We start from the raw sequence: 17,421 nt of genomic DNA, 5'->3' as shown, positions 1-17,421 counted from the left end.
CACCTATTGAAAAACGTAAAGAATTATTAGAATTAAAGGAGAATTAATTCTCCTTTAATTCTAACATACAGGTTATAATTTTTTATGATTTTTGGTCTCACATCATTTACAAATGTACATTAACAAATCCACTAACTGTTCACCCCACTGTATTTTTTTATTCCTTTTTTCCAAATAAACTTAGTAAACAATACTAAAAATAGACAAACTAGCACCTCAATACAAATATAATATAATTGTTCTTTCCCATATAAAATAGCAACAGGATAATATCCCATAAATCCAAAAGGAATAATAAAAGTAAAAATAATTTTTATAAATTTATTAAAAATATTTAATGGATATTTTGAATATATTGTCAATGATTGGATTATTCTAATTAATGAATTAGATATATTTTCAAACCAAAATGAAAGACTTGCTACTATTGTAAATAAACACACAAATATTAATATATTCATAAATGTCATTGGAATTATAATCAATAGAAGTCTTATTATACTTATTTGAGAAATATTTATGAATCTTATAATAATAACTAACCCTATAAAAACTCCTCCTACATCACCTATTCCTTTGCCATATAATTGTAGTAGTTCATTTATCGGCTTAACTAAAATACCATCTAAATTCCCAGATACCAAAATATATGAGAAGTCATAAAGTGGCCAAAATAAAAATCCAAATAATCCGTAAGAAAATTGATATAAACCAAAAATTAATAGTATTTGTTCGTAACTCCACCCATTTAAATTAGGTATATTTTCAAATAAAGTATGTATAAATATAAAAGTAAGTAGTTGTGTAAAAAAATCTGATAAAATAAATATAAAAAAATCAAATTTATTACTTAATCTTAATTTAAGTTCTAATTTTCTAATTGAAATAAATAATTTAAAAGTTTTCATAACTACCCCTCAAAGATACTTAATTTTTCTAAAGCTCTATTTTGAAATTTAAATAGTATATAGGAAAGCACCAAACACCAAATAATTCCATAAAGTATACTATAAAAATTCTCAATTGAATTTACTTTTAATGAATTTATAGGCATATAAATAATATATTTGAAAGGAAGAAACTCAATTATATTCCTGTACTTATCTTCAAAGAACTCTAAAGGAATAAGTAATCCAGAACAAATAGAAAATAAAAAGTCTTTAAAATGTGTAACTCCTTCAACACTAATTATCCAACACGAAAAAAGTCCAACTATATAATTTATAACAAAATTCAAATATATAGATATAAAAATTAATATCACAAAAAAAACCAAATGTTCAACTTTTTTCACACTAACATCAAAATATATAAAAATCGTTAAAATGAATAAAATTATTTGAGTTAAAAAAACCCACACAACCTCTCCAATTCTAATGAACCAGAACTTAAAAAATAAATTTACTGGTGTTGTTAATGAATTCAATATACTTCCATCTTGTATTTGTTTAGAAATAACTCTATCTATTCTATTAGTAGTCAATGCATATATAATTTGAGACAATAATGTATATTTTAAAATATCATTAAAATCATATCCATTTATTGTCCCTCCACTTACATACACACTTTTCCAAAATGATATCAAGAAAATTATCAAAATTACAGAGCTTAAAAAATTCCATATAATTTCATACTTGTATTTAGATAGCCTAATAAAAATTAGTTTTACAAAAGCTAAGTATTTTCTTAAATTCATTCTGATTTCTCCTTACCAGTAAAAATTTTATAAATAGAGTCTTCAAAACTACATTCTCTAAAATTAATCTCTATATTTGTGTCAAAAAGTAAATCATGTAAAACTAATGAAGTATTTTTGCTGTTTCTAATAGTTATATGTAATTCATTTTTACCTTCGTATATAATTTTACAATATGAATCCAATTTTTTAACTATTGAAATCATCTCTAATTTCGTTTCATGCTGTAAATTTTTGAATTCTATAATTCTATTTTTACCATATTTTTCAACTATACCCTCAGTAGTATTATCTTCTATTATTTTTCCAGAATCTATGATGATAATTCTTTTACATACGTCTGAAATATCATTTAAATCATGAGATGTAAATAATACCGTTACATTTTTTTCCGAATTCAAAAATTTTATAAACTTCTTTATTTTTTCTTTTGTTTCTATATCAAGTCCAATTGTTGGTTCATCTAAAAAAATTATACTTGGATTATGTAAAAATATTGAAGCTATTTCGCATTTTATTCTTTGTCCTAAACTCATTTTTCTTAAAGGTTTATTTACTAATTCTTCTAGTCCTAACATAAAAACTATTTCTTCAAAATTTTGTTTAAATAACTTCTTTTCAACTTCATATATATCCCTTAATATATGGAAAGCCTCATTAGGAGAAAGCTCAGGCCAAAGTTGAGGCTTATTACCAAACATTATTCCTATATTTTTAACATGATTAACTCTCTCTAAATACGGCACTTTTCCATCAACTACAACATTTCCTTCTGAAGGATGTATTATACCTGATAATATTCTTAAAGTTGTAGTTTTCCCCGATCCATTTTTACCTATGTATCCAACACTCTCTCCTTTTTTTATATTAAAAGATATGTCATTAACAGCATTTAAAAATATATTATTATATCTATAAGTCTTTGAAAGATTATTAACTTTAATTATATTTTCCAAATTTATCTCCTCTCAAACTTAAAGTAGTATTCAAACTATTCCACCAAAAGTAAATATCTCCTTTTTTGGATAATTCTTCTCGCAAAAAAACAATCATTAATTTGTTAAAATCACATACTGGATCTATAGATTTAATTTTTGAATTATTATAATAACTTCTTGCAGAACAACAAGCTGAACATTCTTTATTAAATTCACATAACTTACATTCAAGTATATTATTTTTATAATTATACCTTAATTCTTTCCATGTCTGATTATTTAACATATTATCCCAAAAATCTTCTTTAACACTTCCATACGAAAATTTTTTATCTTCACAAAAATCCGCACAAGGATAAACGTTTCCATCGCTAGACAAAACAAACTGTGAAATTCCAGCTCCACAAGGGGAAGACATACACATGTAAGAATTTTTTTAGTTATCATCTTTTTTATAAAATAATACATATTTTTCTAAAATATCAATATATTATCTTTTTTTAATTTGTTAGCCAATTTGTCTAGAATACTTTTATATGTATAAAACATTTCCTCTGATGATAATCTTAGGTCTGAGAATCGACCTCGACCAGATGGTAAAAAATAATTAACGGAAAAGTTATGTACTCCCAAATCAAAAAATTATCCAACTCATCTATAATCAATTTATAATTACTTTTGTTTAAAACAGAAATTATACTATACTTACAGTTTAAACTATTCATCATAATTAAGGAAGCAATAGTTTTTTTTGTAGTACTTTTACCATTAAAATCTAATCTATTTATGTTAGAAACATCTGTAAATCCATCAATACTAACGCCTACACCAAACCCATATTTTTTAAAAAATTCTATAACCTCAGAATTAATATATATTCCATTTGTTTGAATTAAAAATTTAACATATTTTGAAAAGCAAAAATTTTCAATTTTTTCTACTATTTGTCTAATTTCATTAAATCTTAACAGTGGTTAACCACCATGGAATAAAATATACATATTTGAACTAAATTTTCTAAAAACTTTATTAATAAAGCAATAAACATCATTCACATCTAAACTCTGTTTTTTCACTCCTGCATCTAAATAGCAGTATGAACACCTTAAATTACAATCATTAGTCATATCTATGACTAGAGTTACTGATTTAATAACTATCCTCCCCGATTATTATTAATTAATTAAATGAAGTATATTTTGATTATACCTTTAATATCTAACTATGTCAATATATTTATATATTTTATAATAAATAATCAAAAAAGATTGGGAAAAACCCAATCTAAATTTTATCATTCTAAGTTATAAAAATTTTTATAATTTAAAAATTTTCTAAAATTAATTTAGCTAGTTTATCTTCATTATGTCTTGAATAACCTGAAGATTTATTAACTAAATTTTCTTCTAAAACTCTTATTCTTAACTTTTTCAAATATTTTCTTTCTTCATCACTTAACAATAATTGACTTGCACTTTTTCTTTTATATTTTAAATCTACATCTTCTGGAATTATTTCATTATTTACTATCACTGTATCAATTTTAATTCCCTCACAATGCTTATAAATTGCATTTATGTGATCCATAACTTTATAATCAAATGTTTCTGATGATTGATTAACTACATTTAAAACAAAGCAAATTTTTGCCCTAGTATTAGTTAATGCTTCACTTATTTCTGAAATTAACAAATTCGGAATTACAGAAGTATATAAACTTCCAGGTCCTATTAAAATCACATCAGAATTATAAATCTCATGTACAACTTCATTAAGTGGTTTAGCATATTTAGGAGAAATGAAAACTCTATTTATTCTACTACTATTTTCATCTTCTAAATTTAAAGCAGTTATATTACTTTCTCCTTCAATTATTTCTCCATTTTCAAGTTCTGCAAATAATTTTATATTATCTAAAGTAACTGGTAAAACTTTCCCAGTTATTGCTAAAATATTTGAAGTTTCTTGGATACCTAACATAAAATCTTTATAAATATCTGCCATTGCAACTAGAAACAAATTTCCAAAGCTTTGTCCCTTTAGATTTCCCTCTTTAAATCTATATTTCATCAATCTTTCCATTGATTTTTCAGTATTTGCTAAAGAAATTAAACAAGCTCTAATGTCTCCAGGTGGAATAATTCCTAAATCATCTCTAAGCATTCCGGAACTTCCTCCATCATCAGCTACAGTTACAATTGCAGTAATATCTTTAAAATACTTTTTCAAACCTTTGAGGATAGTTGAACTTCCTGTCCCTCCTCCAATGGTTACAATTTTTGTATCATCTACCATAGTCTTTCATCCCTATGAGAAATATTAACATTAGAATGTTCTTTTTTAAGTTCAGAGTAAATTTTTTCAGCCAAACAAACAGAGCGATGTTTTCCACCTGTACATCCAACTCCAATACTCAACATATTTTTCCCTTCAGCCTTATACTTTGGAATTAAAAACTCCAGTAAATCCACAATCTTGTCTAAAAATATCTTTGAATCATCAAAGCTCATCACATAATTTTGGATTTCTTCATCCGTTCCATTTAATTTTTTAAGCTCTTCAACATAATAAGGATTAGGTAAAAATCTAACATCAAAAACCAAATCTGCTTCAACCGAAATTCCATTTCTAAATCCAAATGATTCTATATTTATAACTAAATCTTTTTTATTCCCATTGAAAAAAATTGAATTCAATTTATTTTTAAAACTTATAGCTGAAAGTCTTGTAGTAGCTGAAAGTCTTGTAGTATCAATGATAATATCGGATTTACCCTTTATATCACTAAGCATTTCTCTTTCCAATTCTATAGAATCAGATAGAGCTCCATTTGGATTTACGGGATGAGGACGTCTTAATTCCTTATATCTGTTAATAAGAGTCCTGTTACTTGCATCTAAAAATAGAACTTTTAATTCACAATCCATTTTTTTCAAATTTTGAATTGTTTCTGATAAGTCTTCAAAAAATCTTGCTCTAACATCAATAACTATCGCTAACTTTTCAATAGTCTTTGTAGAATTATTAATTAATTCTACGAAATCCACAATAAATTTTGGAGGGAGATTTTCCATGCAATAATAACCCATATCTTCAAAATGGTTTAATGCTAATGTCTTTCCTGCTCCACTCATTCCTGTAATTATAACTGCTTCCATAACCTAATCCTTTAAAATTCTTACTTCCGTTTCCAATTTAACTCCAAATTTTTCAAAAACAACTTTTTGAACATATTCTATAAGTTCCATAACTTCTTTATAACTTGCATTTCCCTTATTAACTATAAAACCCGAATGTTTTTCTGAAACCCAAGCATCATTTATATGATATCCCTTAAGTCCAGCATCTTCAATTAATTTTGATGCAAAATGCCCTTCAGGCCTTTTAAATGTACTTCCTGCTGAGCCAAAGTTTAAAGGTTGTTTTGAATTTCTTCTATCTCTTAAATCTTCATAGACAGAATTAATTTCTTCTTTGTTTCCTTTTTTTAATTTTAATTTTATAGTTGTAACTATATAATTTTTTCTTTGAATTATGCTTTTTCTATAAGAAAATTCAAGCTCTTCATTTTTTAATTCTCTTAATTCAAAATTATCTAAATCTAAAACTTCAACAGATTCAACTATATCTTTCATTTCACCACCATAGGCTCCGGCATTCATAAATATCGCTCCACCTATTGTTCCAGGAATTCCTGAAGCGAATTCAAATCCTGTTAAAGAATTTTCATAAGCTACAGTATAAACTTCAGATAATTTCGCTCCAGAATTAACCATTACATAATTGCCTTCAACTTTAATTGTTGAAAACTCACCCTTTAATTTTATTATAACTCCATTATAGCCTTCATCTGGAACAAGTAAATTTGATCCATTTCCAATTACAAAAAATTTAATACTATTTTCTCTACATATTTTTATAGTTTCAACTATATCGGAAACTTCTCTTGGTTCAATTAAAGCTATACAATTTCCACCAATTTTGAATGTAGTATGATTTTTTAAAGGTTCGTCATATCTTACAATACAATTCAATTTACTAAATAACATATTTACCACCTAATTTGATTTATTTTTTATTTCTTCCATTATTCTTTTATTTAATTCCTCTGCAGCATTATATCCATACATTTTTTGACGCATATTTCTTGCTGCAACTTCAACAATCAACGCTATATTTCTACCCGGTTTTACAGGAATTACAATATATGGAAGTTCAAGACCTAGGATACTTTTGTATTTATCATCAAGACCTAATCTATCATATTCTTTGTTATCTATCCAATTTTCAAGTTCAATAACAAAATCTATTTCAGTAGATTTTTTTACTGCTCCGACACCATATAATCTTTGGATATCTAAAATTCCAAGTCCTCTTATCTCTAGAAAATGTCTAATATTTTCAGGCGACTCTCCATAGAGTTTATTATCTATTTTTCTTATATCGACAGCATCATCTGCTACCAGTCTATGCCCACGAGCAATAAGTTCCAAAGCAGTTTCACTTTTTCCTATACTACTTTTTCCAATTATTAAAATTCCCATACCGAATACTTCAAGCAATCCGCCATGTATTCTAATTTCTTCGCTTAGAGCAAATTCCAAAAATACATTCAACTTAGAAATAAGTTTTGTAGTTCCATAATCTACTCTTAAGATTGTCCTATTATGTTTTTTCGCCAAAGAATAAACTTCATAAGGTATGTTAATTCCATAACTGTAAATCAAAGCAGGAATAGGATATGAAAAAAACTTATCAAAAATATTTCTTCTTTCATCAAATGGCAAATATTTATCGTAGTATTCATGCTCTGGAAGTCCAATTATTTGAATTCTTTTATATGAAAAAGTATCAAAAAAACCACATAGCTGAAGACCAGGTCTATTAACTTCATTAAAATCTATTTCTATTTTATCGTAATCATCACTTTTATAAACAATCTCAAATCCAAGTTTTTCAACTAAGTCTTTTAATAAAACACTTTTTTTCATATTATCCCTCATTATTAAAAAATTCAAAAATATTTTTTGCTGTTTTCTTATCCATCTTATCAACCATAAGAAGCTCTTCAACACTCGCTTTTTTTATCGCAGAAATACTCCCAAAATGAGATAATAGTTTAATCTTTTTAATTTCTCCAACTCCTTTTATCTCATCAAGCACAGAATTTTGTAATTTTTTATTCTGTAAACTTCTATGATAGTTAATAGCAAATCTATGAACTTCTTCTTGTATGTCAAATAAAAATCTATATATATTTGTATTTATATCTAATTCGATATAATTGTCTTCAAAAATTATTCCTTTAGTTCTATGTTTATCGTTTTTAACAAGGCCAATAACCGGAACATTCAAATTTTTCTCCAAAAGAACTTCTTTTGCTACATTAACATGTCCCTTTCCACCATCCATTAAAATTAAGTCCGGCATTTCAGAAAAACTACTTCCAATAGAATTTATTTTTTCATCTAAAAATCTATTAAATCTTCTTGTAAGCATCTCTCTATGACTTGAATAGTCATCTTGACCTACAACCATCTTAATCTTAAACTTTCTATAATCTTTTGAACTTTTAAAGCCATTTTTGTAAACTACCATACTTCCAACGTTGAAATCTCCTGAAATATTTGAAATATCATAACATTCTATTCTATTTAGATTGTCAATATCTAAAATATTTTTTAGATAATTAATAGCTTGTAGGTATTTTACATTAATATTTTTACTGTCAAAAATATGTTTTGTTAAAATTTCATTTGCATTTTTTTGCAAAATCTTCATTTGGTCGAATTTTACACCTTTTTTAGGATTTTTTACAGAAATAGAATTTTCAGAGAAAATATTTGATAAGAATAGTGAAATTTCATTTAAAAATTTCTCCTCTGAATAATCAATATATATTTCCTTAACCTTGTTATGATGACTTATGTAAAATTGTCTTATAACATTGGAAAATAGCTCTTCGATTTCCAAGTCCAAAATATTTTCAATGATGAAATGTTTTCTGTCAACCACGAGTCCATCATTTACAATAAAAATTGCAACAACCAAAATATTTTCTGCATAAGCATATGAAATCAAATGATATTCCTTAAATTTCTTGATATTAAAAATCTGCTTAGTAAATAAATAATCAATTTCACTTAAGAAATCTCTATATTTCATCGCAAGTTCATATTCTTCTTTTGCTGATGCCTGTTTCATTCTATTTAGTAAAATTTCTTTTATCTCAGTTGTTTCTCCTGAAAGAAACTTAATAACTCTTTTAACATCATTATTATAATTTTCTCTATCTATATTTTGAGTACATGGTGCTGAGCATCTTCCCAAATAATAGCTCATACAAGGTCTTTGTAAAAACTTTCCTTTATCAAAGTTCAACTTACAATCTCTTATATTGTAAATCAATATTGATAATTCTATCAATTTTTCCAAGTCTGAAATTGTAGGAAAAGGCCCAAAATATTGAGCCTTATCATTTTTTACATCTCTAACTTTTAAAATTTTAGGAAATTTTTCATTTGTAATTTTTATATAAGGATATTGTTTATCATCCTTTAAATTTATATTATACTTAGGTCTATTTTTCTTAATCAGATTTGCTTCCAAAACTAAACTTTCAGTTTCGTTATTTACAATTATATATTCAAATCTATGAATATGTTCTACCATAGCTTGAACTTTTTTGTATTTGTGATTAGTAGTAAAATATGACCTAACTCTATTCTTTAAAGAGACAGACTTTCCAACATAGATAATGTTATCATCCTTATCATACATTATATAAACTCCTGGTAAATCAGGTAGTTTTTTTAATTCATAATTTATATCAAATTCTCTTAAATTTCCTTGCATTGTTCTCTTAAATATTCTAAATCATGTCCACTCAAATATGGAGATAATTTTTCATAACACATCTTATTATAATCATTTAACCAAGTAATTTCTTCTTCACTCATTAATGATTTATCAACAGGTCTTGTATCAATAGGAACAACTGTTAAATTATCAAATTTTAAAAATTGACCAAATTCAGTCATTTCATCTTTAACACAAACCATAATACTTTCAATTCTAATTCCATGACTACCACTAATATAGATACCAGGTTCATCAGAAGTTACCATTCCAACTTCCATTGGATATTCGTTTCCTCCAGTACCTATTCTTTGAGGACCTTCATGAACATTTAGTACATGACCAACTCCATGTCCTGTACCATGATTAAAGTTAATTCTATTCTTCCATAGATTATATCTTGTGAAAGCATCTAAATATCCACCATTAGTTCCTTCTAAGAACTTAGCTTCCATTAAAGCAATATGTGCCTTTAAAACTAATGTATAGTGATAAATTTCTTCTTTTTTTAATTCTCCAAGTGCAACTGTTCTTGTAATATCAGTTGTTCCGTCTAAATAATGTCCACCACTATCAATTAAATATAATCCTCTTGGTTCAACTTTTACAGGATGTTCATGACTTGGTTTATAATGTGGCATTGAGGCATTTGCACCATAAGCAGAAATAGATTCGAAGCTATCTTCAATAAATAAATCTTGTTGTTTTCTAAATTCTAATAACTTTTCAGAAGCTATCATTTCTGTTATAGTTCCAGTTGAAACACCAGTTTCCAACCAATTTAGATATCTAACTAATGCAACACCATCTTTAATAAATGCATTCTTAGTATTTTTAATTTCTATTTCATTTTTATGACATTTCATAATAGAAGTAAGATTTAAGCCAGTAACAACATTAACTCCTCTTCCAATCGCTGAGTAAACAGCTACATTTGTCTTTTTAGGTTCTAAGTATAAATTCTTCTTAGCTTCAATATCAGAAATATCTCTTGCTATAACTTCATAAGCTTTAATAGAAACATTATTTTCCTTCAAATAATTTGAAACTTCTTCAGATAATTTTGATTTATCAATATATAAATTACATGCTTTTTCAGAAACTAATAAGTATGAAATTACAACAGGATTGCATTGAACATCATTAGCTCTAATATTTAAAACATAAGCAATATCATCTAATGAGCCTATAAAATGATAATCTATTCCCTTTGATTTCATCATATCTCTAAGTCTTTCTATTCTATTAGAAGTTGATTCTCCAGAATACTTTTCATCAAAAATATAAACTTTACTATCCGGTTTTGCAGGACGACCTTCTTCACTCCAAATATCTCCTACATAATCAACATCAGTTATAAACTCAAAATTAGGTAATTTCTTCATTAAATTTTCATATTCTGCAACAGAAGTATTATTGCCATCAAAAGCTATCTTTGCTCCCCTATTTGGAAACTCTTTTAACAAAAATTCCTCGATGGAAATTGACTCAGGAACACCAATTTTATAAAGTTCAACTTCTCCAACAGCCAATTCTTTAGCGGCTTGGATAAAATATCTACCATCAGTCCATAAACCTGATTTTTTAGTAGTAATAACAGCAGTTCCAGCTGAACCAGTAAAACCAGTTATAAACTCTCTAGTTTTGTAATAATCGGCTAAATATTCTGATTGATGCGGATCTGAGCTAGGTACAATATAGGCATCTATATTTCTTTTAGCCATCAACTTTCTCAATTTACTAATTCTTTCATTAATCATAATAACAATACCCCCTTAAAATTAAAATTTAACAATTATATTATAGCATTGTAAGTCTAATATTTCAATAAATTTTACAATTAATAATGAAAATCTTTTTAAATAACAAAAAAATAGATACTATTATAAAATAGTACCTACCTCATCTAAAATCAATTATTTTTTAGTTTTCAAATCTTTAGCAATCAACGCATCAAGAACTAATTCATAACCTTCTGCACCAAATTGTAATGATCTATTTACTCTACTAATTGTAGCAGTTGACGCTCCAGTTTCAAGTTCTATTTCATTGTAAGTTTTTCTAATTTTTAAAAGTTTAGCAACTTCTAATCTTTGAGAAATAGAATTTAATTCACGTAAAGTACACACATCTTCAAAGAAAGCATAGCAATCATCTTTTGTTTTTAACATTAATATTGCTTCAAAGAACTCATCTAATTGTTTTGATTGCAATTTTTTTAAATTTGACATAACACACCTCCATTTATTACATAATATCTTAACATAATTATACTGCATTGTAAAAGAATAGTCAAGTACTGAATTGCATTTTATATAAAATTATGTAAAAATTTGGCGGGAATATGTGGGAATCGAACCCACCTAAGAAGCTACAAACTCCTTATGCTGGTTTTGAAGACCAGAGAGCACACCAGAACTCATCTACTCCCATAAAGCAACATTAAGTATTATACATTATTTAATAAAAAAAATCAACCTTTTTACAAAAAAATTTTTCGTAAAAAAGTCGATTTTAAAATTTATAATATTTTTATTTTTCTGTAAATTCTCCAATTTTTTCTGTTATTTCATTAAATTTATTAACTCTATCAAATTTCACTCTCTTAATTGATTTGGAAAACACTGCAGAAACCAAAACGCCAATTGCTATAGATCCTGCATGTACAACTGTACTTATTCCACTATCTAAAGCTAATAAATACTCATTTTTTGCAAAATATTCCATTGTATGATACATTCCATATCCTGGAACCAACATTACAATCCCAATATATAAAAATACTGTAGAAGGCATTTTCAATTTCACCGAAAAATATTCTGCGAATAGTCCTACAATAACGGATGCAATTAAATTACTAACGGCATTTCCTAAATGCTTACTACAAAAATAATAAACAATCCAGCTAATTGTTCCGGTAATAGAACAATAAATAATAGCTTTTTTTGGAACTATAAAGAATATTGAAAATGCAATACTTGATACAATCGCACAAATTATATTTAAAAATAAATCCATAAAACCACCTATCCAAAAAGTCTAAGAACTAAAACAACACCAACTGCAATAGAAACCGCAGTAAATATAGCAGACATTATTCCAATTATCCCCGACAAAATATCTCCAGATAAAATATCTCTCATAGAATTTGTTATCTGTATTCCTGGAAACAGAGGAACAATTCCCGCAATCATAATACTTGACACATTTTCAATATGAACAACCTTAGACATAGTCATCGTAAAAAGAGCAACTGCACATGCAGATAAAAAAGTTGTTAAAAATGATGGTAACTTTAATTTTTCAACATAAAGTAAAAATACCATTTCTACAAGCATAGCCATAGATGCAGGAATAAAATCACTTAAAGTTCCACCAAAAATAAATGCTAAAAATGGAGCCGATAAAGTAATTAACAAAACAGTAGCTATATTACTGTAAGAACTCCTATTTTTAATGCTTTTTAGTTCTTTAAAAGCTTCATCAATATCAACTTTACCAGAAACTATATTCCTAGATAAATCATTTAGCAAAGCTATTTTTTCTAAATTTTTTCCTGAATCATTCAACCTTCTCATACTTGTATAATTAGTTCCATTATATACAAATGAAATAATTACCATATTGCTTAATGCAAAAGTATTAACTGCTTTAATATTTTCAAAAGATTTACAAATTCTATTTATACTATCCTCTACTCTATAAACCTCTGCTCCGTTATAAAGCAAAGAGTAAGAAAATTTTATACTAAAATTTAATAATTTCTTCGCTTCATAATCACTGTTTACAGAATTATTCTTCATTATCGTATTCATCATCACGTTCTTCCATTTCTTTTAAAAATTTTCTTTTTGAACGAACAACATAAAATATTAACAAAAATAAAATTGCAGGAACAATCAAAAGAACAGGATTTTTTACAAAATTAGCAATAGCTTCCATTCTTTCTTTATAATCTTTTTCAGACTTTTCATTAACTGCTTCAAGTCTTTTTTTCTTTTCTTCTTCTGTTAATTCATCATAATTTTTACTAAAATCATCTTTTGGTTTTGAGTATTTATTTGCCTCTAATCTCTTATTTTTTTCAATTTCGTCAAGATTAGGAACATAATCGCCCTTATTTATCATATTTTGAAATAACTTAATCTCTGAATTTTCAGGATCTTTATCATTTGCCAAATATAGTGTTTTATAGTTACCGGAAGTAGCTTTAAAAATCCAAGTCAAATCTAAAGTATTATCCTTTTTCAAAATTCCTACAAAATAATCTCCTTTTGCTGGAGTTAATCTACTATAACTATACTCTTTAAATTTAGGCACTTCAATTTCTTTAAGATTTTCTCCTAAAAAAATTGTAGTAACTTTTATCTTAAATTTTCCATTAGAATCATCAATAATATTTCCTATAAAAAAACTCCTATAATCCATATCATAAATTCTATTAGCTCTATCAAAATTATCATCTGCAAAAGAATTTTTATATACAAAATTAAAACTTAATATGGAAATTAAAAATAAAACTAAAAATTTTCCTATGATGTATTTTATATTTAAAAATTTATTTTTCATAAAATCACCTCTAGATATATTTTACCATAAACCTTTAATAAAAAATAGAGAAGAAATACATTCTTCTCTATAATTATAAATTTAAAGCATTTTCTTTACTTAATAATTTAAAATCAAGTAGCTAATTTTACTTTATACTATAACTTATTTGTTTTCTTTCTTTGTTTTAACATACATAAACATAATAACTGGTAAAACAACATAGCCAACAAACATTGATATAATTGCTTTATAATTTGTTAAAACTGCACCTGTAGGGTCCTTAATTGAAAATTGTCCTTTCCAATCAAATTTTATAAGAAGTAAAACAGAAAGTAATAATGCTATCAAAGGAATAACAACATCAGTTATCATATTCTTCTTTGAATCTAATATAGATTCTTTTGACTTTCCATAGTAGAAAATTACAACTGCTAAAGGTACGATTAAAAATTGAACAAAACGTGAAATTGAACTTATAATCGCTATTCCTGTAGAATCATATCTAAAACTTAAAGGAATAATTATCGCAAATAAAGCTGTAAATAAAAATGCTGGTAATGGTAAATCATTTGATAATCTCTTTGCAAAAATTTCAGGAACTTGTTTTTCCTTAGCCATAGCTTCTAAAACACGTGGAGTATGGAAAGAAGCAGCAACATTTATACCAAACATTGAAACCAATGCCCCTAAAACAACAACTTTTTCTAGTATAGGATTAGTAAAAATTGAAGCTAATACAACAACTTCTTTTGATTGAACTAATGCTACTGGATTAACATGCATACCAACTAAAACTATTCCAAAGTAAATAGCTGCAATTATACCAATTGCCAAAGGAATTGCTCTTGGTAAATTCTTTTCAGGTTCTTCCATATCTTGAGATCCACTCGCAACTGATTCAAAACCAGTAAAAGCATAGAAAGCTGCAATTACAGCTGTAACAAAAGTAGTTGCATTCATTCCTTTTATCAATGAAGTTCCATCTTTAGCTTTTAATAAACTTAACTCAGATATATGTGAAGTTCCAGTATAAGCTAAAATTGCAACACCGGCTATAATAGTAACTACTAAAGCTAAAACTTTACCAATTGTAGAAATATCACTAATTGTTGTTAAAAGTTTTGTACCAAAAATATTTATTAATAATAAAATTGCCATTAATACTAAAAATCCTATTGTAACATAAGTTAAATTAGCAGAATCAAAACCAAATATTTTTAATGTAGTTCTAACAACATATGTTCCCATTGTTCCCCAGGCAATACTAGCTGCTATAACCCTAGTAACCCCTACATATTGTCCTATATTATTACCAAAAGCTGCCTTAGTATAAGCATAAGCTGCCCCACTCTTTGTAACATATTTCGCAGCAGAAGCAAAAGTAATAGCTAGCATAGAAGTAAATACAGCAGCTACTATATAAATCATTGGAGCTTGTGCACCTGCAGATTTAGCAACACTACCAGGTGATAAAAATATACCTGTCCCAATTATTGAATTTATAGTCAAAAGTACTATTGACCAAAATCCCATTTTTTTCTTATCCATTAAATAATTCCTCCTTTATAGCTTTAATCAAAATTAAAACTATTTATTCTTTCTTTCTTCAACATTTTTTATGAATTCGTCAAATATTCTTTGAGAATCTAAATGCTTTGTTGACAACATTTCCGGATGCCATTGAACTCCAACTACAAAACAATCTTCTGTAATTTTTTCAATAGATTCAACAACTCCATCAGAGCTTTTTGCGACAATTTTAAACCCAAGTGCAACATCTTTTACTATTTGATGATGAAAACTATTTACTTTATATTCTTCACCTAAAATATTTCTTAAAAAAGTACCTTCTTCCAATTCTACAAAATGAGTAGCTTGACTTGGATTATCACCTTGATTATGTTTAAGCTTAACAAAATCAGCATAAGATAAATCTTGATACAAAGTTCCCCCATTAACAACATTAATTATCTGATACCCTCTACAAATACCAAAAATAGGTTTCTTTAACTCAATAGCAGTTTTGTATATTTCCATATCAAAAGCATCTCTTTCAGGAAAAACTTCACCAATTTTTAATAGTGGTTCTTCTCCATAATTATGTGGATCTACATCATGTCCACCAGATAAAATAATTCCATCAACTTGTTTAACCATTTCCCTAGTACTTTCTAAATCTTCATTAAATGGTATAATAAAAGGAATACCACCTGCTCTTAATATAGCTTCAACATAATCTTGATTAACATAAGATCTTCTATATCCTAAAAAAGTATCACCTTTATTAATTAAAATACTTCCTGAAATCCCAATAACCGGTTTCATAAAATCGCCTCCTTAAATAGTGTCTTAACAATTATATCATTAAAGCTAATAAAATACAATATAAAAATGACTTTAATTCATAATAAATATATAAATCTTATAAAATGGTGTACTATATATAAAATAAAATTAACATAAAACATATTATTAAAAAAACCTTTTTATATCTATTATTAAGCATATTGCTATCAAAAATGTTATACCCACTTTTTAAAAAAGAAATTCAATCTAAAATATTCTTTATACAAAGTAATCTGCACAAAAAAAGAATCAAATAAAATTTATCTGATTCTTATATAAAATTTAGTAATCACAAAAATGCAATTACTTTATTTGGCGTGCCATAGAGGATTCGAACCCCTGGCCTTTTGGTCCGTAGCCAAACGCTCTATCCAGCTGAGCTAATGGCACATAATATAAAACTCAGAATAAATTCTGAGTTATTGGAGCGGAAGACGAGATTCGAACTCGCGACCCTCGCCTTGGCAAGGCGATGCTCTACCACTGAGCCACTCCCGCAAATATGGAGCTGGTGGGAGGACTTGAACCCCTAACCTACTGATTACAAGTCAGTTGCTCTACCAATTGAGCTACACCAGCATAATAGTGGCGACCTGGATGGGACTCGAACCCACGACCTCTAGCGTGACAGGCTAGCATTCTAACCAACTGAACTACCAGGCCGTATTTGGTGGGCACAATAGGGCTCGAACCTATGACCCCCTGCTTGTAAGGCAGATGCTCTCCCAACTGAGCTATGCGCCCAAATATAACCACAACATAAATATCATAATATAAAAATGGTAGCGGAGAAGGGATTTGAACCCCTGACACTGCGGGTATGAACCGCATGCTCTAGCCAACTGAGCTACTCCGCCACATAAAAAATAAATGGTGACCCCACCGGGATTCGAACCCGGGTTACCGCCGTGAAAGGGCGATGTCTTAACCGCTTGACCATGGGGCCTAAAACTGGTGCCGAGGACCGGAATCGAACCGGTACGATGAGTTAACATCGCAGGATTTTAAGTCCTGTGCGTCTGCCAGTTC

The 17,421-nt window shown here is 27.4% G+C and carries 17 protein-coding genes and 8 tRNA genes; all 25 read right to left on the bottom strand.

Annotated elements, in window-relative coordinates; all coding sequences use genetic code 11:
• Positions 1 to 131: 131 nt before the first annotated feature.
• Positions 132 to 908: an ABC-2 family transporter protein gene (locus VJI93_RS07880; RefSeq protein ID WP_004833713.1), complete on the bottom strand. Its 777-nt coding sequence runs from the start codon at positions 906 to 908 to the stop codon at positions 132 to 134.
• A 2-nt stretch (positions 909 to 910) separates the two neighbouring features.
• Complete coding sequence (locus VJI93_RS07875; protein WP_004833714.1) at positions 911 to 1,699, bottom strand: ABC transporter permease; 789 nt, start codon at positions 1,697 to 1,699, stop codon at positions 911 to 913.
• Positions 1,696 to 2,655, bottom strand: a complete 960-nt coding sequence (locus VJI93_RS07870) for an ATP-binding cassette domain-containing protein (protein ID WP_324000346.1) — start codon at positions 2,653 to 2,655, stop codon at positions 1,696 to 1,698. The genes VJI93_RS07875 and VJI93_RS07870 overlap by 4 nt, the downstream gene beginning before the upstream one ends.
• Complete coding sequence (locus VJI93_RS07865) at positions 2,639 to 3,055, bottom strand: SPASM domain-containing protein (protein WP_324009224.1); 417 nt, start codon at positions 3,053 to 3,055, stop codon at positions 2,639 to 2,641. Before VJI93_RS07865 ends, VJI93_RS07870 begins: the two co-directional genes overlap by 17 nt.
• Before the next feature lie 556 nt (positions 3,056 to 3,611).
• Positions 3,612 to 3,764 carry a hypothetical protein gene (locus tag VJI93_RS07860; RefSeq protein WP_324009223.1) on the bottom strand — a complete coding sequence of 51 codons (153 nt, stop codon included), beginning with the start codon at positions 3,762 to 3,764 and terminating at the stop codon, positions 3,612 to 3,614.
• A 196-nt stretch (positions 3,765 to 3,960) separates the two neighbouring features.
• Entirely contained in the window at positions 3,961 to 4,932 is a 972-nt protein-coding gene (locus tag VJI93_RS07855) for a gluconeogenesis factor YvcK family protein (protein WP_324000348.1), read from the bottom strand.
• Positions 4,926 to 5,795, bottom strand: coding sequence for an RNase adapter RapZ (gene rapZ, locus VJI93_RS07850; protein WP_324000349.1), 870 nt, complete (start codon positions 5,793 to 5,795; stop codon positions 4,926 to 4,928). Before rapZ ends, VJI93_RS07855 begins: the two co-directional genes overlap by 7 nt.
• 3 nt (positions 5,796 to 5,798) lie before the next feature.
• Positions 5,799 to 6,686, bottom strand: coding sequence for a UDP-N-acetylmuramate dehydrogenase (murB, locus tag VJI93_RS07845; RefSeq protein ID WP_324000350.1), 888 nt, complete (start codon positions 6,684 to 6,686; stop codon positions 5,799 to 5,801).
• 9 nt (positions 6,687 to 6,695) lie between these two features.
• A complete protein-coding gene (hprK, locus tag VJI93_RS07840; protein ID WP_324000351.1) occupies positions 6,696 to 7,628 on the bottom strand; it encodes an HPr(Ser) kinase/phosphatase in 933 nt (310 codons plus the stop codon).
• A 1-nt stretch (position 7,629) separates the two neighbouring features.
• Entirely contained in the window at positions 7,630 to 9,492 is a 1,863-nt protein-coding gene (uvrC, locus tag VJI93_RS07835; protein WP_324000352.1) for an excinuclease ABC subunit UvrC, read from the bottom strand.
• Positions 9,477 to 11,255 (bottom strand): aminopeptidase P family protein, encoded by a 1,779-nt coding sequence (locus VJI93_RS07830; protein ID WP_324000353.1) that lies wholly within the window; start codon positions 11,253 to 11,255, stop codon positions 9,477 to 9,479. Before VJI93_RS07830 ends, uvrC begins: the two co-directional genes overlap by 16 nt.
• A gap of 156 nt (positions 11,256 to 11,411) precedes the next feature.
• The gene (locus VJI93_RS07825; protein WP_324000354.1) at positions 11,412 to 11,726 is read right to left on the bottom strand and encodes a YerC/YecD family TrpR-related protein; all 315 of its coding nucleotides are present in this window, start codon (positions 11,724 to 11,726) and stop codon (positions 11,412 to 11,414) included.
• Positions 11,727 to 11,829: 103 nt separating this feature from the next.
• Positions 11,830 to 11,926: transfer RNA gene (locus tag VJI93_RS07820), tRNA-Sec, on the bottom strand.
• Between the two features lie 101 nt (positions 11,927 to 12,027).
• Positions 12,028 to 12,513 carry a threonine/serine exporter family protein gene (locus tag VJI93_RS07815; protein ID WP_324000355.1) on the bottom strand — a complete coding sequence of 162 codons (486 nt, stop codon included), beginning with the start codon at positions 12,511 to 12,513 and terminating at the stop codon, positions 12,028 to 12,030.
• Between the two features lie 8 nt (positions 12,514 to 12,521).
• On the bottom strand, positions 12,522 to 13,310 hold the full coding sequence (locus VJI93_RS07810) for a threonine/serine ThrE exporter family protein (protein ID WP_324000356.1): 789 nt from the start codon (positions 13,308 to 13,310) through the stop codon (positions 12,522 to 12,524).
• Positions 13,288 to 14,064: a hypothetical protein gene (locus VJI93_RS07805; RefSeq protein WP_324000357.1), complete on the bottom strand. Its 777-nt coding sequence runs from the start codon at positions 14,062 to 14,064 to the stop codon at positions 13,288 to 13,290. Before VJI93_RS07805 ends, VJI93_RS07810 begins: the two co-directional genes overlap by 23 nt.
• Before the next feature lie 144 nt (positions 14,065 to 14,208).
• Complete coding sequence (locus VJI93_RS07800; RefSeq protein ID WP_324000358.1) at positions 14,209 to 15,594, bottom strand: APC family permease; 1,386 nt, start codon at positions 15,592 to 15,594, stop codon at positions 14,209 to 14,211.
• A gap of 39 nt (positions 15,595 to 15,633) precedes the next feature.
• Positions 15,634 to 16,371 (bottom strand): gamma-glutamyl-gamma-aminobutyrate hydrolase family protein, encoded by a 738-nt coding sequence (locus VJI93_RS07795; RefSeq protein WP_324000359.1) that lies wholly within the window; start codon positions 16,369 to 16,371, stop codon positions 15,634 to 15,636.
• 334 nt (positions 16,372 to 16,705) lie between these two features.
• Positions 16,706 to 16,782: transfer RNA gene (locus tag VJI93_RS07790), tRNA-Arg, on the bottom strand.
• Between the two features lie 33 nt (positions 16,783 to 16,815).
• Positions 16,816 to 16,890: transfer RNA gene (locus VJI93_RS07785), tRNA-Gly, on the bottom strand.
• Positions 16,891 to 16,895: 5 nt separating this feature from the next.
• Positions 16,896 to 16,971 (bottom strand) — tRNA-Thr (locus tag VJI93_RS07780).
• Positions 16,972 to 16,978: 7 nt separating this feature from the next.
• Positions 16,979 to 17,055: transfer RNA gene (locus VJI93_RS07775), tRNA-Asp, on the bottom strand.
• 5 nt (positions 17,056 to 17,060) lie between these two features.
• Positions 17,061 to 17,136: transfer RNA gene (locus tag VJI93_RS07770), tRNA-Val, on the bottom strand.
• A gap of 36 nt (positions 17,137 to 17,172) precedes the next feature.
• A tRNA-Met gene (locus VJI93_RS07765) sits at positions 17,173 to 17,249 on the bottom strand.
• 14 nt (positions 17,250 to 17,263) lie between these two features.
• Positions 17,264 to 17,338 (bottom strand) — tRNA-Glu (locus VJI93_RS07760).
• Positions 17,339 to 17,421: the final 83 nt, after the last annotated feature.

This window comes from Parvimonas sp. M20 (genome assembly GCF_035282425.1).
In the GTDB taxonomy this organism is placed as follows: domain Bacteria; phylum Bacillota; class Clostridia; order Tissierellales; family Peptoniphilaceae; genus Parvimonas.
The sequence above is the reverse complement of the archived record's forward strand: the minus strand, read 5'-3'. Positions and strand labels throughout refer to the sequence as shown.